The 26,372-nt window shown below is 37.7% G+C and carries 23 protein-coding genes and 3 pseudogenes; 20 read left to right on the top strand and 6 right to left on the bottom strand.

Annotation, left to right across the window (positions count from 1 at the left end):
- Nucleotides 1-77: 77 nt before the first annotated feature.
- A complete protein-coding gene (locus FTU75_RS05430; protein WP_180077515.1) occupies nucleotides 78-494 on the bottom strand; it encodes a Cd(II)/Pb(II)-responsive transcriptional regulator in 417 nt (138 codons plus the stop codon).
- A gap of 76 nt (nucleotides 495-570) precedes the next feature.
- Here FTU75_RS05430 and FTU75_RS05425 point away from each other — a divergent pair, with 76 nt between their 5' ends.
- From FTU75_RS05425 to FTU75_RS05400, 6 genes are all read left to right on the top strand, one after another.
- A complete protein-coding gene (locus FTU75_RS05425; protein ID WP_180077517.1) occupies nucleotides 571-1,206 on the top strand; it encodes a cation transporter in 636 nt (211 codons plus the stop codon).
- 302 nt (nucleotides 1,207-1,508) lie between these two features.
- Nucleotides 1,509-2,072, top strand: coding sequence for a TetR/AcrR family transcriptional regulator (locus tag FTU75_RS05420; RefSeq protein ID WP_180077519.1), 564 nt, complete (start codon nucleotides 1,509-1,511; stop codon nucleotides 2,070-2,072).
- Between the two features lie 689 nt (nucleotides 2,073-2,761).
- On the top strand, nucleotides 2,762-5,398 hold the full coding sequence (locus FTU75_RS05415; protein WP_180115342.1) for a type VI secretion system Vgr family protein: 2,637 nt from the start codon (nucleotides 2,762-2,764) through the stop codon (nucleotides 5,396-5,398).
- Nucleotides 5,399-6,304 (top strand): DUF4123 domain-containing protein, encoded by a 906-nt coding sequence (locus FTU75_RS05410; RefSeq protein WP_078194430.1) that lies wholly within the window; start codon nucleotides 5,399-5,401, stop codon nucleotides 6,302-6,304.
- Nucleotides 6,305-6,386: 82 nt separating this feature from the next.
- On the top strand, nucleotides 6,387-6,827 hold the full coding sequence (locus tag FTU75_RS05405) for a hypothetical protein (RefSeq protein WP_078194429.1): 441 nt from the start codon (nucleotides 6,387-6,389) through the stop codon (nucleotides 6,825-6,827).
- 9 nt (nucleotides 6,828-6,836) lie between these two features.
- Nucleotides 6,837-8,555 (top strand): DUF2235 domain-containing protein, encoded by a 1,719-nt coding sequence (locus tag FTU75_RS05400; protein WP_180115341.1) that lies wholly within the window; start codon nucleotides 6,837-6,839, stop codon nucleotides 8,553-8,555.
- A 71-nt stretch (nucleotides 8,556-8,626) separates the two neighbouring features.
- On the opposite strand, the pseudogene FTU75_RS05395 reads toward FTU75_RS05400, so the two are convergent.
- Nucleotides 8,627-8,737: pseudogene (locus tag FTU75_RS05395) on the bottom strand (ferredoxin--NADP reductase); the annotation flags it as partial.
- On the opposite strand from FTU75_RS05395, the pseudogene FTU75_RS05390 reads away from it, so the two are divergent.
- The 8 genes and pseudogenes from FTU75_RS05390 to FTU75_RS05355 form a co-directional block, all read left to right on the top strand.
- Nucleotides 8,728-9,492, top strand: a pseudogene (locus FTU75_RS05390) (type VI immunity family protein); the annotation flags it as partial. The pseudogenes FTU75_RS05395 and FTU75_RS05390 sit on opposite strands and share 10 nt — an antisense overlap.
- A gap of 36 nt (nucleotides 9,493-9,528) precedes the next feature.
- Nucleotides 9,529-10,500 (top strand): PoNe immunity protein domain-containing protein, encoded by a 972-nt coding sequence (locus FTU75_RS05385; protein ID WP_180115340.1) that lies wholly within the window; start codon nucleotides 9,529-9,531, stop codon nucleotides 10,498-10,500.
- A 376-nt stretch (nucleotides 10,501-10,876) separates the two neighbouring features.
- A complete protein-coding gene (locus FTU75_RS05380; protein WP_257223715.1) occupies nucleotides 10,877-11,482 on the top strand; it encodes a DUF1911 domain-containing protein in 606 nt (201 codons plus the stop codon).
- 129 nt (nucleotides 11,483-11,611) lie between these two features.
- Nucleotides 11,612-12,595, top strand: a complete 984-nt coding sequence (locus FTU75_RS05375; protein ID WP_180115339.1) for a PoNe immunity protein domain-containing protein — start codon at nucleotides 11,612-11,614, stop codon at nucleotides 12,593-12,595.
- A 39-nt stretch (nucleotides 12,596-12,634) separates the two neighbouring features.
- On the top strand, nucleotides 12,635-13,621 hold the full coding sequence (locus FTU75_RS05370) for a PoNe immunity protein domain-containing protein (protein WP_180115338.1): 987 nt from the start codon (nucleotides 12,635-12,637) through the stop codon (nucleotides 13,619-13,621).
- 7 nt (nucleotides 13,622-13,628) lie between these two features.
- Nucleotides 13,629-14,353, top strand: a pseudogene (locus FTU75_RS05365) (PoNe immunity protein domain-containing protein); the annotation flags it as partial.
- 6 nt (nucleotides 14,354-14,359) lie between these two features.
- Nucleotides 14,360-14,629 carry a hypothetical protein gene (locus tag FTU75_RS05360; protein ID WP_257223714.1) on the top strand — a complete coding sequence of 90 codons (270 nt, stop codon included), beginning with the start codon at nucleotides 14,360-14,362 and terminating at the stop codon, nucleotides 14,627-14,629.
- A 163-nt stretch (nucleotides 14,630-14,792) separates the two neighbouring features.
- Nucleotides 14,793-15,233, top strand: coding sequence for a hypothetical protein (locus tag FTU75_RS05355; protein ID WP_111885342.1), 441 nt, complete (start codon nucleotides 14,793-14,795; stop codon nucleotides 15,231-15,233).
- A gap of 71 nt (nucleotides 15,234-15,304) precedes the next feature.
- Here the strand turns inward: FTU75_RS05355 and FTU75_RS05350 are convergent, their stop codons facing one another.
- Complete coding sequence (locus FTU75_RS05350; RefSeq protein ID WP_111885341.1) at nucleotides 15,305-16,084, bottom strand: ferredoxin--NADP reductase; 780 nt, start codon at nucleotides 16,082-16,084, stop codon at nucleotides 15,305-15,307.
- A gap of 106 nt (nucleotides 16,085-16,190) precedes the next feature.
- On the opposite strand from FTU75_RS05350, the gene tsaA reads away from it, so the two are divergent.
- From tsaA to FTU75_RS05325, 5 genes are all read left to right on the top strand, one after another.
- Nucleotides 16,191-16,901: a tRNA (N6-threonylcarbamoyladenosine(37)-N6)-methyltransferase TrmO gene (tsaA, locus tag FTU75_RS05345; RefSeq protein ID WP_180115336.1), complete on the top strand. Its 711-nt coding sequence runs from the start codon at nucleotides 16,191-16,193 to the stop codon at nucleotides 16,899-16,901.
- A 252-nt stretch (nucleotides 16,902-17,153) separates the two neighbouring features.
- Nucleotides 17,154-18,911, top strand: coding sequence for a GspE/PulE family protein (locus FTU75_RS05340; RefSeq protein ID WP_078194425.1), 1,758 nt, complete (start codon nucleotides 17,154-17,156; stop codon nucleotides 18,909-18,911).
- A gap of 105 nt (nucleotides 18,912-19,016) precedes the next feature.
- Nucleotides 19,017-19,379, top strand: a complete 363-nt coding sequence (locus FTU75_RS05335) for a NirD/YgiW/YdeI family stress tolerance protein (protein ID WP_180115335.1) — start codon at nucleotides 19,017-19,019, stop codon at nucleotides 19,377-19,379.
- 132 nt (nucleotides 19,380-19,511) lie between these two features.
- Complete coding sequence (locus FTU75_RS05330; protein WP_180115334.1) at nucleotides 19,512-20,180, top strand: response regulator transcription factor; 669 nt, start codon at nucleotides 19,512-19,514, stop codon at nucleotides 20,178-20,180.
- A 4-nt stretch (nucleotides 20,181-20,184) separates the two neighbouring features.
- On the top strand, nucleotides 20,185-21,504 hold the full coding sequence (locus tag FTU75_RS05325) for a HAMP domain-containing sensor histidine kinase (protein ID WP_180115333.1): 1,320 nt from the start codon (nucleotides 20,185-20,187) through the stop codon (nucleotides 21,502-21,504).
- A gap of 175 nt (nucleotides 21,505-21,679) precedes the next feature.
- On the opposite strand, the gene hemP is transcribed toward FTU75_RS05325, so the two are convergent.
- Nucleotides 21,680-21,850, bottom strand: coding sequence for a hemin uptake protein HemP (hemP, locus tag FTU75_RS05320; RefSeq protein ID WP_078189103.1), 171 nt, complete (start codon nucleotides 21,848-21,850; stop codon nucleotides 21,680-21,682).
- A gap of 147 nt (nucleotides 21,851-21,997) precedes the next feature.
- Here hemP and FTU75_RS05315 point away from each other — a divergent pair, with 147 nt between their 5' ends.
- The gene (locus FTU75_RS05315) at nucleotides 21,998-22,897 is read left to right on the top strand and encodes an NUDIX domain-containing protein (protein WP_180115332.1); all 900 of its coding nucleotides are present in this window, start codon (nucleotides 21,998-22,000) and stop codon (nucleotides 22,895-22,897) included.
- A gap of 505 nt (nucleotides 22,898-23,402) precedes the next feature.
- On the opposite strand, the gene FTU75_RS05310 is transcribed toward FTU75_RS05315, so the two are convergent.
- Nucleotides 23,403-23,885 (bottom strand): tetratricopeptide repeat protein, encoded by a 483-nt coding sequence (locus tag FTU75_RS05310; RefSeq protein WP_180115448.1) that lies wholly within the window; start codon nucleotides 23,883-23,885, stop codon nucleotides 23,403-23,405.
- Nucleotides 23,886-23,961: 76 nt separating this feature from the next.
- The gene (mrcB, locus tag FTU75_RS05305) at nucleotides 23,962-26,355 is read right to left on the bottom strand and encodes a penicillin-binding protein 1B (RefSeq protein ID WP_180115331.1); all 2,394 of its coding nucleotides are present in this window, start codon (nucleotides 26,353-26,355) and stop codon (nucleotides 23,962-23,964) included.
- Nucleotides 26,356-26,372 lie beyond the last annotated feature (17 nt).

The raw sequence follows: 26,372 nt of genomic DNA, 5'->3' as shown, positions 1-26,372 counted from the left end.
AATAAAGGCATAAAAAATTTATGGCTTTATTGTAGTGATCTAAAAAAAGGATTCAACCAAGTATTTTAGTTGGGTTTTCAAGATATTCCGTTTTCCAAATGTTTTAAAATTTGGCAATCATTGATTTGGCTGGTTTCATTACAACTGGCACGGAGCTTACTTAACTGTATTTTAAAATTTTCTAATTCTTTAATTTTTTCAGAAACTTGACGAATGTGATTATCAATTAATTCATTCACGGCATGACAGCTTTGTGTAGGTGATTGCTCAAGTTCAAGCAGGGTTTGAATCTCGGTGAGAGAAATATCGAGGTTTCGACAGCGCTTAATAAAAACCAAACGTTTGTACATTTCTTCATCATAATAGCGATAATTGTTGTCTGCGCGGAAGCTAGGTTTCAGCAGTTTTTTCTTTTCATAAAAGCGAATACTGTCAACGCTTACCCCAGATTTGGTGGACAATTCTTTAATCAAATAATGTTTTTGTACGCTCATGCTTGACCTTGGAGTGAGTCCATAGTTTTGAATAAGAATAATACAAATCCATTGATTTTTAAATTGGAGCACATTTATGGCATGTACATGTAGTCATGAGCCAGCACCAAGCAAACCCAACAGTAAATTTCGTATCGCGCTTTGGATCGCCTTAATCATTAACGCCATGATGTTTTTGGTGGAACTGATTGGCGGGGCTTATGCACATTCTTCTGCGCTTTGGGCGGACTCGTTAGATTTCTTTGGTGATGCTGTTAATTATGGGGTTTCATTAGCCGTGCTAGGCGCCAGTTTATATTGGCGTGCAACAGTTGCCTTGGTTAAAGGTTTTGTCATGGCAGCGTTTGGGATCGTAGTCATTGCCAAAGTGCTCTATGCCTATGCAAATGGGATCGCACCTGAACCGATCACCATGGGGGTGATTGGTATCTTGGCTTTAGCCGCTAATGTCATCTGTGCATACGTCTTATATGCCTTCCGTGAAGGTGACTCCAATATGCAATCCGTTTGGCTATGTAGCCGTAATGATGCGATTGGTAATGTCGCAGTGATCTTGGCTGCAGTCGGGGTGTTTGGTACAGGCAGTCTATGGCCAGATTTGATCGTGGCCGCAATCATGGCGATCTTAGGTTTAACGGGTGGTTATCAGGTGATTCGAAAAGCACTGCAAGAGCGTAAGCAAAAAGATATTCTGAGTACCCCTTGCTCTTAAAATACTTACTCTTAAATCCACCGTTAATGGCATTCATTTTATCCATGTTTTTAACGCAGATGAATAGTCGTTAAATCGCTAGTTGAAATTAAAATAGCAGTCAGTTTTATACGAAATTTTCCTGACTGCTAATTCGATAAATCATCTGAAATCAGACTGTATTTAATAGGGTGCTGAGGTTTTATCTACAGACTCCAATTAAGTTATGCTTTACAATAGCGCGCGAAAATCATGTTTAAAAATTAGGTTTTCTACCTTGAAAGCTTTATGTTTAGGCCCCATTGGTGCATCAGGTAAATTAAATGTCGAAAAAGCAAGACATCATTAACGTTGCGCTCCAACTCTTCAATTCTTATAGCTATAACTCGATTGGTATAGATCGAATTATTGGGGAATCGGGCGTTGCTAAAATGACGTTTTATAAATATTTCCCCTCTAAAGCCAAATTAATTGAAGAATGTCTCGTGATTCGAAATCTTAATTTACAGGAATCACTTGAAGCTGCTATTGCAGAATGTGATCCAGAAGACCATCTTTCGCATATTAAAACCATTTTTGCTTGGTACGATGCTTGGTTTCATACTGCAGATTTCAATGGTTGTATGTTTCAAAAAGCAGTAGAAGAAATATCTAAAGTTTATCCTTCGTCATTACAACCTGCGATTGACTATAAAGAGTGGCTCAAATCAAAATTAAGTACTGCCTTACAAAATCTGGGCATTCAGCAAACTGAACAACTCGCTGCATTTCTGAGTAGTATTTTGGATGGCATGACCATCCAAGCCCAAATTGACCCCAACCAAGTGCATTTAGCAGATTATTGGAAGCGAGTTGAAAACTTAATTCGTTTGGAATTGACCGCTTAAAATTTGCTTGTAGGCATCTAAGTTTTAAATCTAGCGACGACTTATTTGTATTGATTAACCATCAATTTTTTTCACATGACTTAAGATTCTAAGAAAATAAAAAGCGCGATTATTTAGGGTAATCGCGCTTTGCTGACAATTGTGCGTTCAAATCATTCACTTTGTTAGCTTAAGTCAATGATTTGGTTTTCGAACGTTTTATACGTTTTCTCTCATTTATACTTTTACCCTCTGAATGCTAAATTCATTCGGTTTTTGCAGCAAAATAGACAGACTTGTCTGTTTTTTTGAATTATAGGGGATCTTAGGTGAATTACAAGACAGGAAAGAAAGGTTTGTGTGTTTTTTAATCTAGCTTTAGTTTAAATTAATCTACTATTTTTAAAGATAATATTAAAAATTTGATCATTAAGCTCGATGTGAATTAGATGATAAAACTATTTTTACACTTGTGTGAATGACGTTGCTTGTTGGATGCAAGTGCATGGTCTAAGACCATTTTTTGAATATTTTATATGCAATAAGTATTTAGTGCGTGGGTTCTCAGCTTTTTATTTTTAAGTGAATTTTTGAATCGTGGATTTTACATAACGAAACATCTTCTATGGTTTTAAGCATTAAGTTTATTGATGAATTTGACTAAACTAGCAGCAAAATTATTTCCATGATTACAATTTAGAATTTTTATTATGTTAGGCAAAATATTTGCTGTATTAGAACAATTGGGTCTATCCGCCCAAAAACGTGCCATTCATGTGCAATTTTCCAACCCTGCGTTGAATGACGAGCTTTTTATTCAACGTATTGATGGGGAGCATGTCTTAAACCAAGGCGTGCAAGCGACTTTGATTTGCCTATCCACCAATGCACTTATTCCACTAAAACAATTTATTGGTGCACAGGTTGCCGTTGATCAAGTGACTGATCAGGGCGAACTCTTCCGCACCACGGGTATTATTACCGAAGCCACCCAAGGGCAGAGTGACGGTTCACTCACGCTGTATAAACTCACTTTAGAAGATGCAACATCGCTGTGGCATAAGCGCCGCAACAGCCGTGTGTTTATGAACAAATCTGTTCGCGATGTCAGTGAAACTCTCTTTAAAGAATGGCAAAGCAAAAGTCCGCTCTTTGCTGCCAGTCTAACGCTAGATCTAAGCGGTTTAAGCCAAAACTATGATGTACGACCTTTCATCATGCAGTCGAATGAAAGCGATTATGACTTTTTAACCCGACTTTGGCGCAGTGAGGGCATCAACTGGCTCATCGATGAAGCGCAGCTGAAAGTGCCGCATTCTTCAGCGCCAATTGAAAAACAAAAACTTCGTCTGATTGATGACAATAGCCAATATCAAGCACTCAGCCGTCGCAGCATCCGTTTTCATCGTTCTAGCGCCACTGAAAAACAAGACAGCATCACCAGCTTGATCGGTGAACGTAGCATTCAGCCGACTGCGGTCCATGTACAGCGCTGGCAAGCCGATGGACTCAGCCAAGAAGAAGGCGCAGGCTCAGTTCAAAGCAAACATCAGCATAGCCAAAGCCAAGACAATGCCAGTTTAAGTTTGGAACAAGCATGGCATATCAGCCCTGCATGGATGCAAGACTTAAAAGGCGAAGACCAAGCTACGGCTTCATCTAACAGCCAGATTGAAAAACTGAATCAAAACCTAACGCGCTATCACGAGCTACAATCGAAAAAATTCAGTGCACAATCGACTGTGCGTGATACCCAAGTGGGTTATTGGTTTGAATTGAATGAACACCCAGAAATCGATCAACACAGTGGTGCAGACAAACAATTTTTAATCACAGAAAAAAAATTCTATAACCAAAATAACTTACCTAAAGACCTCTCTGAACAAGTCAATCAACTGATTGAACAAAGTCAGTGGAACATTAAACCCATCCATGAACAGGCCGAGCGTCAGGCCAATCAGCTCACATTACAACGCCGCAATATTGCGACGGTTCCTGAATATAACCCACTCGAACACCGTCCAAGTACTCATCCGCAACGGGCTAAAGTTGTCGGGCCAAGTGGTGAAGAAATACATGTCGATGAATGGGGGCGTATCAAAGTCCGCTTCTTATTTACCCGTGGAGATGACCACAGCCATGATGGTGGTGCAGGCAGCAATGACAATGACACAGATTCTGCATGGGTCGATGTGCTTACACCATGGGCAGGTGAAGGTTATGGCGCACGCTTCTTGCCACGCATTAATGAAATCGTGGTCATCGATTTCTTTGACGGTAACATCGACCGACCATTTGTGGTGGGGCGTATACATGAGGCACAGCGCAGTCCGACCCAATTTGATGGTAAAGGCAAACTACCTGACACCAAAAAATTGGCTGGAATAAAAAGTAAGGAAGTCCAAGGTGAAGGTTTTGGACAACTGCGCTTTGATGACACGACTGGACAAATCTCAACACAATTACAAAGTACCCATGGTGCCACCCAGCTCAACCTCGGTAACCTCAGTCATCCCAAAGAAACCGCAGAAAGTGAGGGAAGAGGCGAAGGCTTTGAACTGAGAACCGATCAATGGGGCGCAGTGCGTGCAGGTCAAGGGCTCCTTGTCAGCACACACCCACAACAACAAGCAGCAGCAATGCACCTCGACGCACAAGCTGCAAAAGAACAAATCGAAGCCAACTTAAACAGCAGCAAAGCCTTAAGTGAAGTGGCGAAAAATCAACAAACTGACCCACTTGAAGTCTTAGATAACCTAAAAAACGTCCTTGGACAAATCGAAAAAGGCAGTAAAGAAAAAGCTGATGCCTTTAAACAAGCCTTGATGATTTTATCTGCACCAAACTCAATTGCTGTGAGTAGTCAGGAAGATATTCATCTTTCAGCAGATGGACAGATCAGCCAAAGTGCAGGCGATAGCATCAATCTCAGCAGTCAAAAATCCTTAATTGCCCATGCACAAAGCAAGATCAGTCTATTTGCAGCACAAGAAGGATTACGTGCGTATGCAGGCAAAGGCAAAGTTGAAATCCAAGCCCAAGGAGATGGGGCGGATTTGATTGCACGAAAGGGTATTCAAATTATTTCCACGGAAGATACAGTCGAAATTAAAGCCAGTAAGAAAATAGTACTGACAGCTGGTGGTAGTCAAATTGAGATTAGCAGTGCAGGGGTATTGCCAACTACTGCTGGAAAATTTGAGGTGAAGGCCGGGCAACATTTATTTTTAAATGGCTCGAAAGTCAATATAAGTCTTCCTTTTTTTCCTCAAAGTGTATGTTGGGAATGCTTGGCAAGAAGAGCGAGTCAACGAGGTGCATTTGTGAATAAAGGGGATGGTCAATAGATGTCGAAAATAATAAAAAATGATTTAAGTCGTTTCTTTGAGCAATTCCCTAGAGAAAACTATTTTATATATGGGGTGATTGATGCTGCACAAGATAGTAGCTTTTTAAAACGTAAGGACATTTTGCAATCACGTAATATATTGGTTGAGGCAGCCGGTGATAAAGCATCGGAGTTATCACCACATTTAATTCAATTGAGTCATAATATAAATAGTTCTGAGTGGGAATATATTAATCATCGGATTGTTGGTACATCACGAATGACTTTAATTGTCACAAGGCTAACTTTCGATGACTTATATGCGCACTTAAGACAATTTATAGATGTTAAGTTTGAGGGGGGACTTGAAATGTATTTGGCATTTTGGGATCCTGCGATACTTGGTACATTAGTAGGGCAAAAAACTGATAAAACTTTATATGTACAACAACAAGTATTATTGGAAGAACAAAAGAAGATTCTTTTAAAGCCAATTTATAGTTGGTGGTATTGGGATCGTATAGGTCAACTACATACAATTATTGGTTATAATAATTGTGAATTACAAATATTTTATGACTGGCGCCAGCCCTTTGAATTTACAATTGAACAAGAAGAACTAATGGTCGAAGCTACTTTTCCTGATCATCTAATTTATTATTTAAAATTAAATAATCCTTTTTTGATAAAGTCATTCAATAATTGGGACTTGTATTTATATGTTATTGAAATGCTTAAAAAGGCTAGAGAATATTCGCTAAATGGCACTAGAGATATTTTAAATTTTATATGTTTGACATTGATTTATAAAGATAAGTTTGAAAGTGATATGTTTTTGCAAAGTGTTCTTTTAAAAGTAAAAAATAAAATCATCAATATGGATCAGGCAATGGAAGAAGCTGAAGATTTGATGCAACTGAGCTAGTGCATTTATAGTGATTTAAATACTATGAATAGTAATAAATTACTAATTTAAAAATTGTATATTTAAAATTAAGGGTAAGTTAATGAATGTTTTAAAAAAAATTGTAATGCTGCCGATTACTATAATGATGGGTCTAGTTGGGTGTAGTACAGGATCCACAAAAACATATGTTTTGACTACAACATCTTATGGTTATGATGCTAATTATATCCCCTATATCGTTGAATTAAATCAAGAAGAATTAGGCGGTGGGTTTGGTAGTGGAACGAAAAGGTCAGCAGTTTTAACTGGGTCACAATTTGTTAAATGGGGTGAAACAAATAGTTCCCGCAAACATACAGCAATCAATGTTCCTATATTAACTTCTGAAGAAATAAAAGGTAAAAAATACTTAGCAGTACATTTATATCCAGATGATAGTGTAGAAATTACCTTATCAAATGAATTGCCTCGTGCTACTAAAAAAGGTTTAGAGTGGAGAGCAAAAATAATTGATGAATTGAATGCAAAAGAAAAAAAATAAGAGAAGACTATGTTTAATGAATTACAGAAAATAAAGAATAGTAATCAAGATGTTTCTAATCAGGGTCCTAATGCTAAACAGGATTGTTCTGATGTAGTTAATATTTCAGTTTTTTTTGATGGAACTGGAAATAATTTAGAGAATGATGAAAAAATTGCCAAGTTAGCTAATCCTGCAAAACTATGGCGTAATGCTATTTCTTATAGTAACTTTGAAATGCGTTCTCTAAAAACGCCTATACAGTTAAGTCATCCAATTTACATTTCAGGTGTTGGAACTCCATTTAATGGAGAGATTAATAATTGGATTGACAAACAAATAGCAAATTCTCAAGATACATTTCCTACTGGTGGCGCTACTGGAGTTGGCGGATCTAGGCGCTTAGAATATGGTGAAGACCAGATTAGTGAAACGTTAACCAACGTTTTAAAACTTAAAATTGAACAAGCTGAAGCGATTCTTAAGCCACAAGTTGAGGAACGTAAAATTGAAGCTGAAGCAAAAATCGAAGCTAATTTAAACCAGCATCGATTAATTAAAAAAATCAATCTATCAATTTTTGGTTTTTCCCGCGGTGCTGCATTGGCACGAGTGTTCTCTAATGAAATGATTTGGAATAACGAAAGTAAAGATTTAAGTTTAAACTACAGTCTAGCAAGACAATCTGAAAAAATACCTTTGGATATTCAATTTCTTGGATTGTTTGATACTGTAGCTTCATTTGGTTTACCAGCTACGAATATGCCGAATAAGTTGAGCTTTAGAGGGCGGGATATGGTAGTTGATCCTAGGGTTAAAAATTGCTTGCATTTGGTTGCTGGTAATGAATTAAGATTTTCTTTTCCTGTTGATTTAATACGTAAAGATGGCAAATTAGCCAATCCAAAAACGTGGAAAGAAATAGTTTATCCTGGTATGCACTCAGATGTTGGAGGAGGTTATCAGCCAAATTCACAAAATGTAGATAATAATTTCGCAAGAATACCTTTAAAACATATGATGGATGCTGCAGTATCAGCGAATGTAAAAATTTTTGACTATTTAAAATTAGAAAGCGAACATAAAGAACTATTTGAAAAAGAATTCAAGATTAATGAAGAAACACAACAATTATTTAATTCAGTTAAAAAAGAAGTAGGTGCTTCTACTGGTGTTACAGAACATGATATCCAAAATTACATGAAATTATATTATGGTTCTTATGGAACGTTACACCGAAGAAGACAAAAACATTTAATTAATGGTGATATTGAGCAAGCAAATGCTTCGCGTTCAGTTAGCCAAATTTCTAGGGAGGAGGATGGTTTTGAGTTTCCAACCGGACCTGCTGATATGGCAACTGAAGTTGAACGTATTAAGTGGACAAAGAACTATACTACATTTAATCAGTCAAATATTACGGGTGTAAAACACCTTTTTAGAATTTTTTATCCTGCATTTAAACTGTATGAAATGCTTGTGCATATTGATGAGTGGGAGTTGGAAAGTTGGGAAAAAGACGTCTCTCAAGAAGCTGTAGATTTTTATTCAAATTATATACATGACTCTAAATATGGGTTTGTGGCAAATGTAGAGCCGTTTAGTTATTTTAGACAGAGAACTGTATATGAGTCTAATCGTAGTTGGAAAGGACGTAGAACTGATAAAAAACTTGGACCTATATATGAACAGATACAAAATGAACCTGAAGAGAAACCCTTAGAAAGCGATTCTATATGCCAAATTTAAAATACCAAGTGGGATGAATTAGCAGTAATAAAAAACGAGGCAAAAGCCTCGTTTTATCTGATTCAAACTAATTATTTTTCAACGAATGCACGCTCGATCACGTAGTCGCCTAGAACTCCCATCTTAGGAGATTCTTTCAGGCCGTGCTGGTCAAGTAGTGCAGCAACGTCGTCTAGAAATGCTTAACCCAATTCAAGCATATAGTGGATATGAAATTGGAAACACAAGTCAATTTGCATTTGTATCTCCAGAGTTTGAAACAGTTGAACGGACTTTCACGGAGTATTTTTACGGGCTCGATATTGATCATCCTGGTATGGAGTTTTCTGATGAAAATATGTTTATTGCAGAAGATCGGGATGGTTTAGGTGGTGGTATTCGTACCCCAACATGGTGCTTTTTACTTTCTCCCTACTGGCTAGAGAAACTAGGCTTGAGTGAAGAACAAATTCGTGAAAAACTGGATGATCCACAAATTGAAATTACTAAAATTATAGACCTAGAAGATTCAACAAAATACAGCTTATGGATATGTTTGGGAGAGCTTTCACTTTATCCTGTTGAAGAAGGTGTACCAGATTTATTGGTGATTGCAAATGAACTAATTAAACCGATACGTTGTGATAACTTAAAACTGACCACTTTGGATGCGTGGTCAGATGATCCAAATCCACGTTTTGATGCCGTAAGTTCAAAGCAATGGATTGCACGATTTGATGAAGACAGCACTTGGCCTGAATTAAAACGAGTGAAAGTTGAAGTTCAAGAACCAGAAAGAATAGATATTGTTATTGCCGGTAGCCCATGTCCTCACGCAGGATATTGGTATACTTTTGCTAAAGAAAACTCACGTCAATATTTTAAACAAGGTGATATATTCCCTGATTTTGAAAGTGATTGGGGTGATGTGTACTGGCAGTTTGATGGTGAGGAATGATTTATGCCCTTCGGGGCATTATTTTTTGGAATAAATATGGAATTTAATAAGAAGATTAGGCAAGTTTTCTTAACAGAAAATATTTATGATCGTTTGTATGGGTATTTTTTTGAAATTTCTAAAAAAATTGAAAATAAAAAACAAGAATATAGTGGTATTTTAGAAGATCAAAGTCGTCTTTCACTATTCTTGGCAAGCGAAACATATCAATTTTTTTCATTAGAATATACAGCAGGTCATGATATTTCTAAAATGAGGTATTTTCTAGAAATAATAATTGAGAGATATGAAGCATATACTTTTGCTTTAAGAGAGTATGAAAATGATAATGATTGGGCACCATTTTACTTTACAGCTATAGATGAGTACGAAAGATGTATGCAGTTGATAGGACTGTGTTATCTATTACATAGAAGAGACTTATTACCACGTATTGCAGCGATGCAGGACAAAATTTACCATGAGCAAACAGAACAATTAGATACGCTGTATGAGGACTTTTTATCATTTGAGTTGATGGATAGATATGATGTAGATCAATGGTTTTTTGATAATCCATATCGCCCATTAATTTTTAGTAAATATAGAGATACTAAAAAAGAGAGTATTCAAGATATACAGGAATATTTGAAATTATGGTATCCCGCATTTGAAAGTGCTCCATGGCATGATATTCATAAATTGGATGAAAGTTTTTATTTTGGCTATTGGGCTATAGAAGCTGCTGCTTACGTTTATCTGTTAGATTTAGATGATAGCGAAATAACACATATGATTTATCCAAAAGATTTGGTTAAATTTGCCCGAGAATTTGTACCTTGCGAGAAGGATATAAGTAATCCTAGTACAAAAACTCTAAGATGCGAAGCAGGCCAAATTTGCCCTCAAACAGGTGAATGGTATAGTCCTGCGAATAACATGGAAAAACGTCATTTTAAACAGGGTGATGTTATGCCTGAGATTAAAGATAACCCTTGGGGTTTAACGATTTGGTATCTGACCGAATAAGTAGATGCCATTCGGGGCATTTTGGAATAGATATGGATATCTATAAAAAACAAATTCGACAAATTTTTCTAACTGAAAATACTTATATTGAAATCACGAAGTACTTATTAAACTCTTATCATAGATTGGTTCAAAAAAAATTGAGTATAATGGATCCATAAATGATTTAAGACGGTTAAATTATTATATCGCTGAAGAAGCTTATCAATTATTTAGTTTACATTATACAATTGGTAAGTCGATTCAACCTCTCAGAATAGAATTAGAAAATATAATTACGAAATATGAAGAATATACAATAGCTTTACGCAAAGACGAGAAGGATGAAGATTGGGCACCATTTTACTTTACAGCTATAGATGAGTACGAAAGATGTATGCAGTTGATAGGACTGTGTTATCTATTACATAGAAGAGACTTATTACCACGTATTGCAGCGATGCAGGACAAAATTTACCATGAGCAAACAGAACAATTAGATACGCTGTATGAGGACTTTTTATCATTTGAGTTGATGGATAGATATGATGTAGATCAATGGTTTTTTGATAATCCATATCGCCCATTAATTTTTAGTAAATATAGAGATACTAAAAAAGAGAGTATTCAAGATATACAGGAATATTTGAAATTATGGTATCCCGCATTTGAAAGTGCTCCATGGCATGATATTCATAAATTGGATGAAAGTTTTTATTTTGGCTATTGGGCTATAGAAGCTGCTGCTTACGTTTATCTGTTAGATTTAGATGATAGCGAAATAACACATATGATTTATCCAAAAGATTTGGTTAAATTTGCCCGAGAATTTGTACCTTTCGAAAATGATATAAGTAACCCATGTGCAAAAACGCTAAGAAGCGAAGCAGGCCAAATTTGCCCTAAAACAGGTGAATGGTATAGTCCTGCGAATAACATGGAAAACGTCATTTTAGACAGGGTGATGTTATGCCTGAGATTAAAGATAACCCTTGGGGATTAACGATTTGGTATCTGACTGAATAAGTAGATGCCATTCGGGCATTTTGGAATGGGTGGGGATATGTACTGGCAGTTTGATGGTGAAGAATAAATAAAACATGCCCTTCGTGGCATTAATTTTAGGATTAATATGAGTTTCTATAAATATAAAAGACAGATTTTTTTAACTGAAGACTATTATAAAAGTGCCTATGATTTTTATATAGAAGACGTTGATTTTTGGAAAGAAAGTGATGCATTTGAGGATGATGAGTATAATTGCGGCGAAAAAAGAAGATGGAATTTAATAACACATGATTATTCTTTTCTACTTTACCTTGTATACACAGCAGGAAAATCTATAGGGGAAGTTATCCCCTTATTTGAAAAAGTTATAGAAGGCTTTGAAAAACAATCTGAAGCCTTAGCTATCTTCCATAAGTCAAAAAAACCTTCTGTCATTCCAACTCAAAATGAAACGTTAAATATACTTGGTCTGGCTTTTTTATTTAATCGAAATGATTTGTTTGATGGTATACATTCATTAGTCAATGGTGAGGGTGAAAGTCATACGTGTGAAGATGAGGTTATTAATAAATTTTTTAAACTTAATGATCCTTCACATCCAACATTTAACGAAGGAAATTTATTTGCATTAGGTTATTCAAAATTATGTGATGTGATTGATAATGTGCTAGTTAAAAATAATAAAGAAACTGCTGTTAAATATTTAGATGAATACTTAGCTGATTGGTATCAAATGAATAAAAATGCACTTTGGTTTAATAGTCATCTAGAGCCTGCAGAAGAACTAAAATATTGTGGTTATTGGTCTTTTGAAGCAGCAGCTCTTGTTTATTTACTAGATTTGGATGACACTCCTCTACACAAGCATTTATTCTATCCTAAAGATATAGTTGCATGGGCTCGTAAAAATAATACTCAATCTGAAGTAACCCAAGAGAATCTAACTGTAATAAAAGTCAAAGCTGGCGAAAAATCCCCAAAAACGGGCTATTGGACAACCCCAGTACAAGTGGATTCACGCGTTCATGTGTTAAGAGGTGAAATGTTACCAACACTTTCTGAAACAGATTGGGGTGAAGTGTACTGGTATTTTAATGGTGAGGAATAAATAAAACATGCCCTTCGGGGCATTAATTTTAGGATTAATATGAATTTCAATAAATATAAAAGACAGATTTTTTTAACTGAAGATTATTATTTAAAGACTAAAGAATACAATGAAGAAGGAATACCCTTATATTTAGAAAGTGATGCATTTGAAGGTGATCAATATAATTGTGGAGAAGCTTCAAGATGGCAATCTATTACATGGATCTATCATTCTTTATTATATCTTCATTATACTGCAGGAAAGCCAATAGAAGAAATATCTCCATTATTTGAAAAAGTAATAGAAGGTTATGAAAAACAAGCAGAAGCATTAGGAGTTTTTAAAGCAAGTAAAAAGCCAGTTGTTATTGGTGGTGAAGGTGGTTTTATTGCATTAAGTACAATTAGCTTAGCAGTATTGCTAAATAAAAATAATTTATTATCTACAATTAAACAATTAATCAATGGCGAGGATGGAGGAACTTTTAGTGAAGATGAAGTGATTAATAAGTTTTTAAAACTAACGGATTCTAATCATCCAGATACTGAAAGAGATGGGATATATAGTTATAATTTTTCAATATTATGCGATGTGATTGATAATGTAATAATTAAAAATAACAAAAATCATGCGATTGATCTGTTGGATGAATATTTGGCTGATTGGTATCAAATGCATAAAAATACACTTTGGTACAATAGTCATTTAAATTTAGATAATTATTCATATGTTGGTTACTGGGCTTTTGAAGCAGCAGCTCTTGTTTATTTACTAGATTTGGATGAAAGTTCTTTACATAAACATTTGTTTTATCCTAAAGATATAGTTGCATGGGCTCGTAAAAATAATACTCAATCTGAAGTAACCCAAGAGAATCTAACTGTAATAAAAGTCAAAGCTGGCGAAAAATCCCCAAAAACGGGCTATTGGACAACCCCTGCACAAGAGGATTCACGTGTTCATGTGTTAAGAGGTGAAATGTTACCAACACTTTCTGAAACAGATTGGGGTGAAGTGTACTGGTATTTTAATGGTGAGGAATAAATAAAACATGCCCTTCGGGGCATTATTTTTGGGAATCAGAATGGGTTTTGATAAAAAGAAAAGACAGTTTTATTTAACTGAGGATAATTTTATCACGTTTGCTGATCATTATAGAGAATATATTGATTATTGGTTTAATAATGTAGGGGGAAGTGGCGATAACCATGAACAAAAAAAGAAGTTAGCAATGAGCACTCATGCTGAGTACTCATATAATTTATTTTCGCTATTATTGACGTCAGGATATAAGATTTTAGATTTAAGATTAATTTTTGAAGATGTAATAATTGCTTATGAAAAATATACAATCGCATTTAGAGCTGCAGAAAAAGATAATGATTGGGCACCATTTTATTTCACCGCAATAGATGAGTACGAAAGATGTATGCAGTTGATAGGACTGTGTTATCTATTACATAGAAGAGACCTATTACCACGTATTGCAGCGATGCAAGACAAAATTTACCATGAGCAAACAGAACAATTAGATACGCTGTATGAGGACTTTTTATCATTTGAGTTGATGGATAGATATGATGTAGATCAATGGTTTTTTGATAATCCATATCGCTCATTAATTTTTAGTAAATATAGAGATACTAAAAAAGAGAGTATTCAAGATATACAGGAATATTTGAAATTATGGTATCCCGCATTTGAAAGTGCTCCATGGTATGACTTACATAAAATGGAGGTTATTTTGGCTATTGGGCTATAGAAGCTGCTGCTTACGTTTATTTGCTAGATTTAGATGATAGCGAAATAACACATATGATTTATCCAAAAGATTTGGTTAAATTTGCCCGAGAATTTGTACCTTGCGAGAAGGATATAAGTAATCCTAGTACAAAAACACTAAGATGCGAAGCAGGACAAATTTGCCCTAAAACAGGTGAATGGTATAGTCCTGCGAATAACATGGAAAAACGTCATTTTAATCAAGGAGAAGGTATGCCTGAGATTAAAGATAATCCTTGGGGTCTAACGATTTGGTATCTGACTGAATAAGTAGATGCCATCCGGGGGGCATTTTGAAATGGATGCGAATATATATTGGCAGTTTGCTGGTGATAAATAGGATAAATTTTCCTTTTGATATTCGTTTCTAATGGATAATATTATTAATTTTTAATTAAATAAATTAAAACCCAATATTTTTAAAAGGATAATGATGAAAGTTTTAAAAACGAATTTAATGCTTATTATGCTTTCAGCAATGAGTTTAATAGGGTGTAATACACATTCAACAAAAACTTATGTGTTGACGACAACATCTTATGGTTATGATGCAAGTTATATTCCATATATTGTTGAATTAAATGGAGAGGAGTTAGGTGGAGGGCTAGGTAGTGGAACGAAAAGATCAGCAGTGATAACAGGAGCTCAATATATTAAATGGGGAGAAGGTAATAGCTCTAAAAAGCATATTGCAACCAATGTCCCCACATTGACGAATGAAAATTTAAAAGATAAAAAATATTTAGCTGTACATATATATCCAGATGACAGTGTGGAAATTAATTTATCGAATGAATTACCTGATGCTACTGAGAAAGGTTTAGAGTGGAGAGCAAAAATTATTGATGAATTGAAGGTAAAAGAAGAAAAATAACTGTATCAGTCATTAGTGGTGTATAGATAAAAAAAGCGCATGATGACATGCGCTTTTTAATTTACATCTAATTATTTTTCAACGAATGCACGTTCAATCACGTAGTCGCCTAGAACGCCCATCTTAGGAGATTCTTTCAGACCGTGCTGGTCAAGTAGCGCAGCAACGTCGTCTAGGAATGCAGGTGAACCGCAAAGCATTGCGCGGTCAGTTTCAGGGTTGAAACGTGGAAGACCAATTTTTTCGAAAAGTTGACCAGTTTCAATGGCAGTAGTTACACGGCCTTGAGTATGGAATTCTTCACGAGTTACAGTAGGGTAGTAAACCAATTTTTCTTTCGCGCCTAATTCACCAAAGAATTCGTGGTTAGGAATTTCATCTAAGATTAAATCTTGATAAGCCAATTCCGAAATGAAACGAGTACCATGTACAACGATGATTTTTTCAAAACGTTCGTAAGTTTCAGGGTCACGAATTACAGAAAGGAACGGTGCAAGACCTGTACCTGAAGAAAGTAGGTATAAGTTTTTACCAGGGTTTAAGTCATCTAGAACCAAAGTACCTGTAGGTTTTTTAGACACTAAAATTTCATCGCCAACTTTTACTTTTTGTAAAATAGACGTTAAAGGACCATCTGGAACCTTAATAGAGAAAAACTCTAATTCTTCTTCATAGTTTGCGCTTGCAATAGAATAAGCGCGCATTAAAGGCTTACCATTTACTTCAAGGCCGATCATCACAAATTGACCGTTTTTAAAACGCAGTGCAGTATCGCGAGTGGTTTTAAAAGAGAATAAAGTGTCATTCCAATGGTGGACGTGAGTAATCTTTTCGACGTTAAAAGCAGCCATTAAAGGTCTCAATAAAATTATCAAATTAGAACAGCTTACTATTCTAATCTAAAATCATTCTCGATAAACTGAATATATTTAATTGAACTTATCAGAAAAAGTGATTATGTCTGAGCTTAAAATGCCAATTATCGGGTATATGAAATCTCCCTACCGAGAAAAATTTGGTATTCCACGTCAGCCGAATTTGGTGCAAGTCGAATCTTATATTGAAATGGTGGAACCTTATAACGATTTATTGGCTTTTGAAGGGATTGAAGATTTTAGTCATCTTTGGCTGATTTGGCAGTTTCATGAAAATAAAAATGCAGATTCGACAAAATTTCGTCCGCAAGTTCGTCCTCCGCGTTTAGGTGGTAATCAAAAAATCGGGGTATTTGCGACACGAAGTATGTACCGGCCGTCACCTATGGGCTTGTCGGTTGTGCAGCTCAAAGGGGTGAAAAAAGTCGGTAAATCGGTACGTGTCTATGTTGTCGGTAGTGATTTGTTGGATGGAACACCAATTTTAGATATCAAACCGTATATTCAATATTCAGATGCAGTGATGGATGCGCAAAGCGGTTATGCGCAGGATGAGCCAGAAAGAAAATCTGTGATTTGGTCAGAGCACGCTGAGCAACAAAAACAGGTATTTTTGAATAATGGCAATTTAACCGAACAATTAACAGCAGAACTGGAACAAGTATTGAGTTTAGATCCACGTCCTGCTTATCAGCATGATGATGAACGTGTGTATGGCATGTTATTTGGTGGATTGAATGTAAAATTTCAGGTCTGTGATCTACAAATTCTGATTATTGATATATCTCAATAAAAAAAGGAGCTTTTAGCTCCTTTCAATTGCCTTTTGCATTTTTTAGGGCTTCATCTTGGATTTCATCAGCCATGCTGTATTCTAGGTCTTTCAGATGGCGTTCAACTTCGTAATATTGTCCTTTTAATTCAGCATAGCCGAGCGTTACATCTTATTTACGTTCTAGGTAATTACACACCTGCTGCGCCCAATTTATCTAATGTGATGTCAAAAACTTGCTATAGTAGTTTTATGTTTGGGGAACATAGAACAATGACTTTTAATTTTGAAATTGACACTTCTTGGTGTTTAGACCAATTACAAAAAGATGGACGTATTACTGAACGCGACAAAATGCTGATTCAAACCACGCACCGTCAGCGTGAGCAGTTGAAATGGCATCCTTTACAATGGATTGCCAATTTTAATTTAGTCGATCAGAGTCATCCGCAGTCTACCTTAACACTTAATAGACTCTGTCAATGGTTGGCAGAAAAGTCAGGTGTACCGTTTTATATTATCGATCCTTTAAAAGCTGATGTGCCTGCACTGACAGCCATTATGTCGCAGGAATTTGCAGTACGAAATCGCATTTTAGCGGTGGAATTACAAAATGAGCATGTGTTGATTGCAACGGATCAACCTTATAAAAATGAATGGATTGCCAATTTAGAAAGAACGGTATTACCACGCAAGATTCAGCGTGTATTACTCAGTCCAGATCAACTACAGCGATATTTGGTTGAATATTACCAAGTGAGTCGTGCGGTCAGTAATTCGCAAAAATCATCGAGTTATGACCGTGAAAATAAAGGCGTTGAAGCGCTATTACAATTAGGTGATACACAAAATCCAGATGCCAATGATCAGCATATTGTGAAGCTTGTGGATTGGGTCTTACAGTTTGCCTTCGAACAAGGTGCAAGTGATATTCACCTCGAGCCGCGTAAAGATACAGGAAAGGTGCGTTTTCGTATCGATGGCGTATTGCATACCATCTACAACATGCCCGCAAATACCCTGACAGCCGTGGTCTCGCGAATTAAGATCTTAGGTCGGATGAATGTGGCTGAAAAACGTAAACCGCAAGATGGACGTTTAAAAACCCGTACACCCAAAGGCCAAGAAACAGAGCTACGTTTATCGACGCTGCCAACAGCCTTTGGTGAAAAGTTAGTCATGCGTATTTTTGACCCTGAAGTCTTGGTACGTAGTTTCCAACAGCTCGGTTTTGAAGGGCGTCTGCTGGATGATTGGAAGGCCTTAACCAGTCATAGTCACGGTATTATTTTAGTGACCGGTCCGACAGGTTCAGGTAAGACCACCACGCTTTATTCATCACTCAAACAATTAGCAACTGAAGAAGTGAATGTCTGCACCATTGAAGACCCGATTGAGATGTTAGAGCCAAGCTTTAACCAAATGCAGGTGAATACAGGGATTGATCTGGGCTTTGCTGATGGTGTACGGGCTTTAATGCGTCAAGACCCTGACATTATCATGGTCGGGGAGATACGAGATCATGATACGGCAAATATGGCGATCCAAGCTGCATTAACAGGTCATTTGGTGCTTTCAACTTTACATACCAATGATGCACCATCGAGTTTGACGCGATTACATGACCTAGGTATCCAGCCTTTTTTAACCGCAGCGACCATTTTAGGGGTTTTGGCACAACGTTTGGTTCGTCAACTCTGTCCACATTGTAAGCGTGAGACTTTTATCAATGAACAAGAGTGGAAACATCTGACCTTTGAATATGCGATTCAAATGCCTGATTTTGTCTACGAGGCGGTGGGCTGTGATGAATGCCGTCAAACGGGTTATAAAGGCCGTGTGGGAATTTATGAATTTATGCCACTCAGTATTGAAACCAAGCAATTGATTGGTGCTAATGCAGATTTAACCCAATTACGTACACAGGCACGTAAAGAGCATGTCGAGCCATTACGAATTGCCGGTGCGCGTAAAGTACTTGCAGGGGTAACCACTTTAGAAGAAGTCCTGCGTGTCGTGCCGCTCAACTAATGGTTCGATCAAAGTAAATAAAAACGTCTTTGCAGCTTAAGATTCGACTCATCTTGCTTTGTTTAAATAGCGCTATCGAAATAGACACAGTAAGAGAGACCGAAGATGAAAACATTCACTCAATTGGTATGTGGTTTAGCATTTGCAGGTGTGGCATCGGTTGCAGTCGCGAATACAGCCGTTAATCAAACAGCAGTTGCACCGATGAAAACCACATCTGTGAAACATGCCTTAGGCTTAAAAGATGATAGTAAAGTTCAATTGAAAGGTTATGTTGTGAAATCGATGGGCGATGAAAAATATCAGTTCCGCGATAGCACAGGCAGCATTACAGTGGATATTGATGATGAACTTTGGCAAGGCAAAGCGATTTCAGCTAAAACACCGGTAACGCTCATTGGAGAAATCGACATTGATTACACACCGACGAAACGCGTTGAAGTTGATGTCGATCAAGTAAAATTTTAATTTAGCCTGTTATTCATTTCAGTGCTGCTCCATAAAAAAACCACGGCTTGCTGTGGTTTTTTTATGATATGAGTAGATATGAGCAAAAGTTCGATACACTGAAGTCGGAACCATAGAAATAGGGTAGGTAAGATGCGAATTTTATTGGCAGAAGATGATGCATCCCAAGCAGACAGTATAAAAACATGGCTTGAAATGGATGGCTACAGTGTCGATTGGGTTGAGCGAGGCGATCACGCTATTTTGGCTTTAGAACAACATCAATATGATTGCATACTTTTAGATCGTGGCTTACCAAAAGTAACTGGTGATGAAATTTTAAAACGTATCGTACAGTTGCATCCGCTTACACCAGTTTTATTCATTACTGCTCGTGACAGTATTGCAGATCGTGTTGAAGGTTTAGATCTGGGAGCCCATGATTATTTGGTGAAACCCTTTAACTTGGAAGAGTTGTCAGCAAGGGTACGTGCCCAATTACGTTTGCATCATCAGCAGCGTGATAATTCTCTGACTTTCGGGGAATTAAGTTTAGATGTACTAGCCAAAACGCTGCGTAAAAATGCGGAATTGATTACGCTGACATCGCGTGAATATCAAATCTTGCATAAGATGATGTTGAATCCTGAGCATATTATGACGCGTAGCCAACTCGAAGAATCGCTCTATGCATGGGGCGATGAAGTGGAAAGTAATGCGATCGAAGTTTTTATTTACCAATTGCGTAAGAAGATTGGCAGTGATTACATTAAAACCTTAAGGGGCTTGGGTTATCGCATGAATCTTCCTCAACAAAGTTAAGTCTATGAGTGATAAAAAAAGCATTTCCTTGCAGTCGCAACTGATTAAAACTTCACTGCTCAGTGCAATTTGGGCGGGAGCAATCTCTCTGTGTCTGATGTTGGGATTTGGTCTGTATCACATCATGAGTGTACACGATGCCCTGATGGACGAAGTGGCAGATATGCTTACTGCTACTGATCTAACGCTGAAGCAAGATGAACAAATAGATGAGCTGAGTGAAGAGTTTGAAATGCAATATCAACTCATGCAAGGGTCGCAAGTCTTAACCACATCGGAACAACACACAGCATTTGAACATCTGCCCAATTTAAAACAAGGATTACATTATCAATGGAGAGACGGCGCGCTTTGGCGTAGTTATGCACTTCAGGACGATGGATTAACCGTACAAATCATTCAACCGATGAAAACACGGCTCAGAGAAACGCTGCAAAGCGTATTGGGTTATGCAGGGATTCTGTTGATTGTCTGGTTAATCCAATGGCTATTACTGCATATTTTGATTAAACGTCAATTGAAAGTTCTAAAGCTCTTTTCAAAACAAATTGCTGAAAAAAATGTAGACGACTTACAAGCCATTGTTTTACCTGAACCTGTATTACAGGAATTAGAGCCGATCCAAACACAGCTGAATTTTTTATTAAACCGATTAGATCAAGCCTTAGTGGCGGAACAGCGCTTTACCTCCGATGCCTCACATGAATTGCGCTCACCGCTGTCTGCGATTCAAATGCGACTTCAGGTATTAAAACGAAAATATCCCGACATTCAGCAGGATTTATTGAGCATACAGCACGATGTTAATCGAGGAACGCGCGTGTTGGAAAATCTACTGATTTTGGCACGGCTCGACCCGACGCAATCGGAGCAATTAGATAAAAAACAGAACGACTTAGAACAGCTGAGTTTACAAGTCCTTGATGCTTTACAGCCTTTTATTGAAGAAAAGCAGATCGAATTGAATCTACAGACCCAGTCTGTACAGTTTGCGATGAACGCAGAGTTAATGTTTAGCTGTCTGCGCAATTTAGTTGATAACGCTATTCGCTACAGTCCTGAGCAAGGACAGGTCAAGATTGATTTAACGGCTTCAGCGCAGCAAGCGACTTGGACGATCGAAAATCAAGGTGCAGGACTGACAGCCGCAGAATTGCAACGCATTGGCGAACGGTTTTACCGCGTATTAGGAACAAAGACACAAGGTTCAGGTTTAGGCATTTCAATTGCACAAAAAATTGTACAGTTACATCAAGGTCATTTAAGTGTGGATGCCTCTGAACTGGGCGGCTTAAAGGTACAACTCACTTTTCCAATCCGCTAAAAACACGATTTGCTCTATTGAATTTGAGCGAAAGAGTGTTGTGAGAGGAAGATGAGTGTTGCGATTTAAATTAAGTTTGAGTAGCTATAAAACTTAAAAAGCAGTAAGCGGATGGCTTACTGCTTGTGTCCACGATTATTTTTATTGCGCTGATAATTATTATTTTTATCAGAAATTATTTGGTCAAAATAAGGCGATTATTTCGTGTTAAACGTAGTCGATATTCTTCACCTGCATGCATAATTCGAATTTCACGTCCTAAGGCAAAAAGGTTGTTTGAATGTAGCATAGGCAGTGAGTGGTGTGCTTCATTGCTACGAGTAAAAAGGCTAAATGGTGCGTTCATTCCGTCGACTCCGTGGTGTATTTCTGAATGGTTTAAATGATAATCATTATCGAATAGGCCTGTCAACGGTAATTTTAGGATTTTATAAAAAAGATAAATTTGCTTACACTTGGATATCAATTGGAACAGAGTAGAGAGCAGGGAACTATGTCGAAACCGCAAATCGATGTCGCCATTGCGATTTTATTGCATCAAGACAAAGTACTGGTGGGTTGGCGTGAAGCAAAACAACATCAGGGCAATAAACATGAGTTTCCGGGTGGTAAAGTCGAGCAGGGTGAAAGTCCTGAACAAGCTTGTCGTCGTGAAATTTTTGAAGAAGTTGGCATTGGTTTACATGACTGGCATGCTTTTGATTTTATTCAGCATGAATATGATGATGTCATGGTGAAATTACATTTATTTCATGCTACCGTCCCGCATGCGTTGCTGAATGAAATCCAAAAGCCATGGGCCTGGTATTCACGTCAACAACTGATGAGCTTGAATTTTCCAAAGGCCAATCAAGCTATTTTGCAGCGTTTATATTGGCAGCAACAGATCAAAATCACTGCTGATCTACCAACATTTGAAACGCTTCAAGAGACGCTGTTGTATTATTGGCGAGTCGATGCCAGCGCAGAAAATGCAGAGGCATTAAATCAATTACCAACAGTGATTTTAAAACAACTGATGATTAATGAAGATCTATGGTCATTGCTCTCTACAGAGGTGCAAGCACATATTTCGGCTTTACATCTTAAGCAGTACCAATTGCTGAAAAAAAATAAAGGTGATTTACAGCTTGGGAAGCGCTATATCGCCGCTTGTCATGATCAAGTTTCTACGTTGCATGCGCAAAAAATTGGCTGTGATGCCATCTTTATTAGCCCAGTTCTGGCGACACAAAGTCATTCAGAGGCGCAAGGAATGGGATGGGCGCATTTTTCTGAGATTGCACGAAGCATAGAGATCCCTGTTTTTGCTTTAGGTGGAATGCGTCCTGAATTGCTAACTATTGCACAGCAACATCATGCTTATGGGGTGGCAGGTATTCGTAGTTTTTAAATTAAAAACTGATGTTACGCAGTAACATAAGACGCACAGTTTGCTTCAGATAAAAGAATGATACGTGGTAAGGTCATCCGCAAGTGTTTGAGACAGGACTCCTTCTAATCAAAAATGGTTTTGCGATACTTTGAATAATTTGACGCTAGTCAACGAGTTTTGCGGTGAGGAGCATTGTTCCGCAAGATGGTTTCCTTGCGAAGCTTCGCTTCTCATTTTGCCTAATGAGAACCATTGTTTTGTAAGAGTACCTCCAGCCGAAGGCTAATCCCTTTATTCAAACCCTAGATGTAAGACTCCGTTGAATAGACTTAAAAACCATTTTTAATATGCGAAATTACTTTTAGGTGCGTAACATCAGTTAAAAATACGTGCATTGAATTAAATTTGTATTTGAAAGTCGATATTCAGATTTAAAATAACTTTTAGAAATAAACTTACTTTTAGTATGTAATGAATAAAAAAGCCTGATCTCAATTAAGATCAGGCTTTTTTATGGGGGTGCTTAAAGAGCTTTAATGGCTTGTTGTGCTTTTTGAATGGTGCTGCTTTTCTTTTGCATTTGACCGCCTTTTAAAACAACATTCCAAAGCTGTTGTTTCATCGGTTTGGTTTGAGCATAGCTTAATCCGCGCAGTGCCAACGATTCTGCATTCGCAGGTTGATTTTTTCGATTGGCGATCATTGCCAAATATAAAAAAGTTTCCGCAGATTGTGGTGCCAAACGCTGTGCTTGAGTTGCCGCACTTTCAGCTTCATTCCATTTTCCATTGGCATAAGCGGTTTGCGTAGTTTGCATCAATTTTTTGAATGCAGGTAAGTCGCGGCCATCATCAAACTTTTGAATTTGGGTTTTCTGTTCAGGAATAACGATACGTTGACGTTTAATTTCTGGATGGTCATATGGTGTAATGATGACCCCAGAAGGGTCATGGATATCTGCCTTTTTTTCAGGCGCAGCAGGCGGCTTTTGCTCAGGTTCGTTCATGGTTTGGCAACCTGCCAAAATGATCGTCAAAACGCTCAGAATACTGAACGTTTTTAAAACTTTAATGTTTTGCAGTTTAATTTGAATACTCTCCACTTGAGATGATGCGAGGTTGATCAGATGAACCCTGATCATTATCGACATCACTTTCACGAATGTAGTCACCTAAACTATCATTTTGTTCCTGAGTTGGCTGCGTCTCTTCAGTATCAACTGTGTAAGGTTCTACTTCATATTGTGTCGAACCACATGCCGTAGCCTGATTTGGAATAGAGTTACGCGACAGAGGAATATACATCGCACCTGTACAATGCTGCGCAGATAAATTACCTGAATAGCGGTCTAACCAATGCCACTGTACGCTGTCTGGTTGACGTAAATTAACTGGTTTTTGACGTAACTGCTTCATCACATTGGTCCAAACAGGAAGGGCTCCTGACGAACCAGTTAAGCCTGTAACTTTATTGTTGTCTAAACCTAACCAAACCACACTTAAGTAATTACCTGAATAACCTGCAAACCATGAGTCACGTGTATCATTGGTTGTCCCTGATTTACCTGCGAGTTTAAGTGAAGCTGGTAAGGATGCATAAGCAGAACGGCCTGTCCCTGAACTCATCACTTGTTGTAAACCGTAGTTCAAGATAAATGCAGCATCAGGTGCAATAGTCGGTTGTACCGTTAAGCTATAACGATCTAATAAACGACCATTGGCATCGACCACTGAACGAATGGCTTTCACTGGATATTTGAAGCCACCGGTTGCAAAGTTGCCATAGACACTCATGACTTCCATCGGTGACATATCAATGGCGCCGAGGTAAATCGAAGGGTAGTTTGGAATATTAGAAGTCACACCAAACTTTTTCAGATGGTTAATAAAAGTCGACATACCGAACTCTTGACCTAAGCGTACCGCAGAGAGGTTATAAGAGTTTGATAGGGCATCGACCATTGGTATGACACCATGTGCACCACCACTATAGTTTTTCGGTGTCCAAGCTTTGCCATCACTTTGAATGCTGATAGCACTGTCTTCGATTTGACTCGCCCAGTTATAGCGGTTGGATTCTATCGCACTGAGGTAAATCACAGGTTTTAGCAATGAACCCACTTGACGTTTAGCATCCATCGTACGGTTAAAGCCAGTAAAGTCCTGCGTTGAACCGACTGCTGAAACCAATTCACCATTTTCAGGATGAGACACCAGTACCGCGCCTTGTAATTCTTTCAAGCGTGCTGGATTGGCATTACTTAAACGTGCCACAGATTCTTTAAATGCAGTTTGTACACGGGTTTGAGCAATCGGGTCCATCGCGGTGAAAATACGAAGACCTTGATTGGTCAAATCGCTTTCTTGGTATTCAGTACGCAGTTGACGACGCACAATATCCATATAGTCTGGGAAGCGAGAAGGGCCCAATGTTGGTTTTGTAATGACATTTAATGGACGTGCTGACTCAGTTTCATATTGTTCCTGAGTTAAATAGCCCATCACCACCATATTGTTTAACACAATATTACGGCGTTTAATCGCACCTTCAGGATTTTTCCACGGATTAAATAGGGTTGGGCCTTGAACTAGACCGACTAAATACGCCTGCTGAGCAATATTTAGTTCACGTAGGGGTAAACCAAAATAGAATTGTGAGGCTAAACCATAACCATTGATTGAATAATTACCGTTTTGACCTAAGTTCACTTCATTTAAATAAGCTTCAAGAATTTCATCTTTGTCATAGTGAAGTTCAATCAGCATCGCCATTAAGGCTTCATTGGCCTTACGCTTAATGGTTTTTTCAGGCGATAAATAGAAATTTTTCACCAATTGCTGAGTGAGGGTCGAACCACCTTGACGTTTACCACCAGTGACATTACTTACGATGGCACGTGCTGTACCACGAATGGAAATACCATGATGCTGATAGAAATTACGGTCTTCTGTAGCAATTAAAGCTTGGATTAAAGGCTTAGGTACTTTATCAAGTTTGATCAGCACACGGTCTTCATTGTGCTGAGGATAAATACCACCAATTAACATCGGCTCTAAACGGGCAATACCACTACTTGATGGCTTAGTCGCACTTACTTCAGTGATTTGATCTTCACCAAAGGTCACTTTAAGGACTTGTTCAGGGTCGACACTATCACCAAAGTCAAAACCACGCGTATGGATATAGGTCACATTGCCAGAAGTAACGTAACTTCCTGTTTTCGCATAGCTATCTTGAGCGTTATAGCCCAAAAGTTTCAGTTCTTGGTTGAGGTCTGCTTGGCTTACAGGCGCATTGGTGTAAATTTCTAAAGGACGAGCAAATACCTTGGCTGGAATATCCCAACGTTGACCTTCGAATTTGTCCCGTACAATATTATCTAGACGAATAAGATAAATGCTGAACACGAGAAATCCGCCGATAATCAACAGCGAAAAAATCAGTGCAATTATGCCTATGCCACGTTCAGACTTCATAAATAGTGATAAGACCC

Origin of the sequence: Acinetobacter sp. YH12140, assembly GCF_013418475.1 — a bacterium.
In the GTDB taxonomy this organism is placed as follows: Bacteria; Pseudomonadota; Gammaproteobacteria; order Pseudomonadales; family Moraxellaceae; genus Acinetobacter; species Acinetobacter amyesii.
Note: the sequence above shows the minus strand (reverse complement) of the source record. Positions and strands in the feature narration are given on the sequence as shown.

Coding starts and splice junctions, on each gene's coding strand:
- FTU75_RS05430 (WP_180077515.1), bottom strand. CDS start 494: ATGAGCGTACAAAAACATTATTTGATTAAAGAATTGTCCACCAAATCT.
- FTU75_RS05425 (WP_180077517.1), top strand. CDS start 571: ATGGCATGTACATGTAGTCATGAGCCAGCACCAAGCAAACCCAACAGT.
- FTU75_RS05420 (WP_180077519.1), top strand. CDS start 1,509: ATGTCGAAAAAGCAAGACATCATTAACGTTGCGCTCCAACTCTTCAAT.
- FTU75_RS05415 (WP_180115342.1), top strand. CDS start 2,762: ATGTTAGGCAAAATATTTGCTGTATTAGAACAATTGGGTCTATCCGCC.
- FTU75_RS05410 (WP_078194430.1), top strand. CDS start 5,399: ATGTCGAAAATAATAAAAAATGATTTAAGTCGTTTCTTTGAGCAATTC.
- FTU75_RS05405 (WP_078194429.1), top strand. CDS start 6,387: ATGAATGTTTTAAAAAAAATTGTAATGCTGCCGATTACTATAATGATG.
- FTU75_RS05400 (WP_180115341.1), top strand. CDS start 6,837: ATGTTTAATGAATTACAGAAAATAAAGAATAGTAATCAAGATGTTTCT.
- FTU75_RS05385 (WP_180115340.1), top strand. CDS start 9,529: ATGGAATTTAATAAGAAGATTAGGCAAGTTTTCTTAACAGAAAATATT.
- FTU75_RS05380 (WP_257223715.1), top strand. CDS start 10,877: ATGCAGTTGATAGGACTGTGTTATCTATTACATAGAAGAGACTTATTA.
- FTU75_RS05375 (WP_180115339.1), top strand. CDS start 11,612: ATGAGTTTCTATAAATATAAAAGACAGATTTTTTTAACTGAAGACTAT.
- FTU75_RS05370 (WP_180115338.1), top strand. CDS start 12,635: ATGAATTTCAATAAATATAAAAGACAGATTTTTTTAACTGAAGATTAT.
- FTU75_RS05355 (WP_111885342.1), top strand. CDS start 14,793: ATGAAAGTTTTAAAAACGAATTTAATGCTTATTATGCTTTCAGCAATG.
- FTU75_RS05350 (WP_111885341.1), bottom strand. CDS start 16,084: ATGGCTGCTTTTAACGTCGAAAAGATTACTCACGTCCACCATTGGAAT.
- tsaA (WP_180115336.1), top strand. CDS start 16,191: ATGTCTGAGCTTAAAATGCCAATTATCGGGTATATGAAATCTCCCTAC.
- FTU75_RS05340 (WP_078194425.1), top strand. CDS start 17,154: ATGACTTTTAATTTTGAAATTGACACTTCTTGGTGTTTAGACCAATTA.
- FTU75_RS05335 (WP_180115335.1), top strand. CDS start 19,017: ATGAAAACATTCACTCAATTGGTATGTGGTTTAGCATTTGCAGGTGTG.
- FTU75_RS05330 (WP_180115334.1), top strand. CDS start 19,512: ATGCGAATTTTATTGGCAGAAGATGATGCATCCCAAGCAGACAGTATA.
- FTU75_RS05325 (WP_180115333.1), top strand. CDS start 20,185: ATGAGTGATAAAAAAAGCATTTCCTTGCAGTCGCAACTGATTAAAACT.
- hemP (WP_078189103.1), bottom strand. CDS start 21,850: ATGAACGCACCATTTAGCCTTTTTACTCGTAGCAATGAAGCACACCAC.
- FTU75_RS05315 (WP_180115332.1), top strand. CDS start 21,998: ATGTCGAAACCGCAAATCGATGTCGCCATTGCGATTTTATTGCATCAA.
- FTU75_RS05310 (WP_180115448.1), bottom strand. CDS start 23,885: ATGAACGAACCTGAGCAAAAGCCGCCTGCTGCGCCTGAAAAAAAGGCA.
- mrcB (WP_180115331.1), bottom strand. CDS start 26,355: ATGAAGTCTGAACGTGGCATAGGCATAATTGCACTGATTTTTTCGCTG.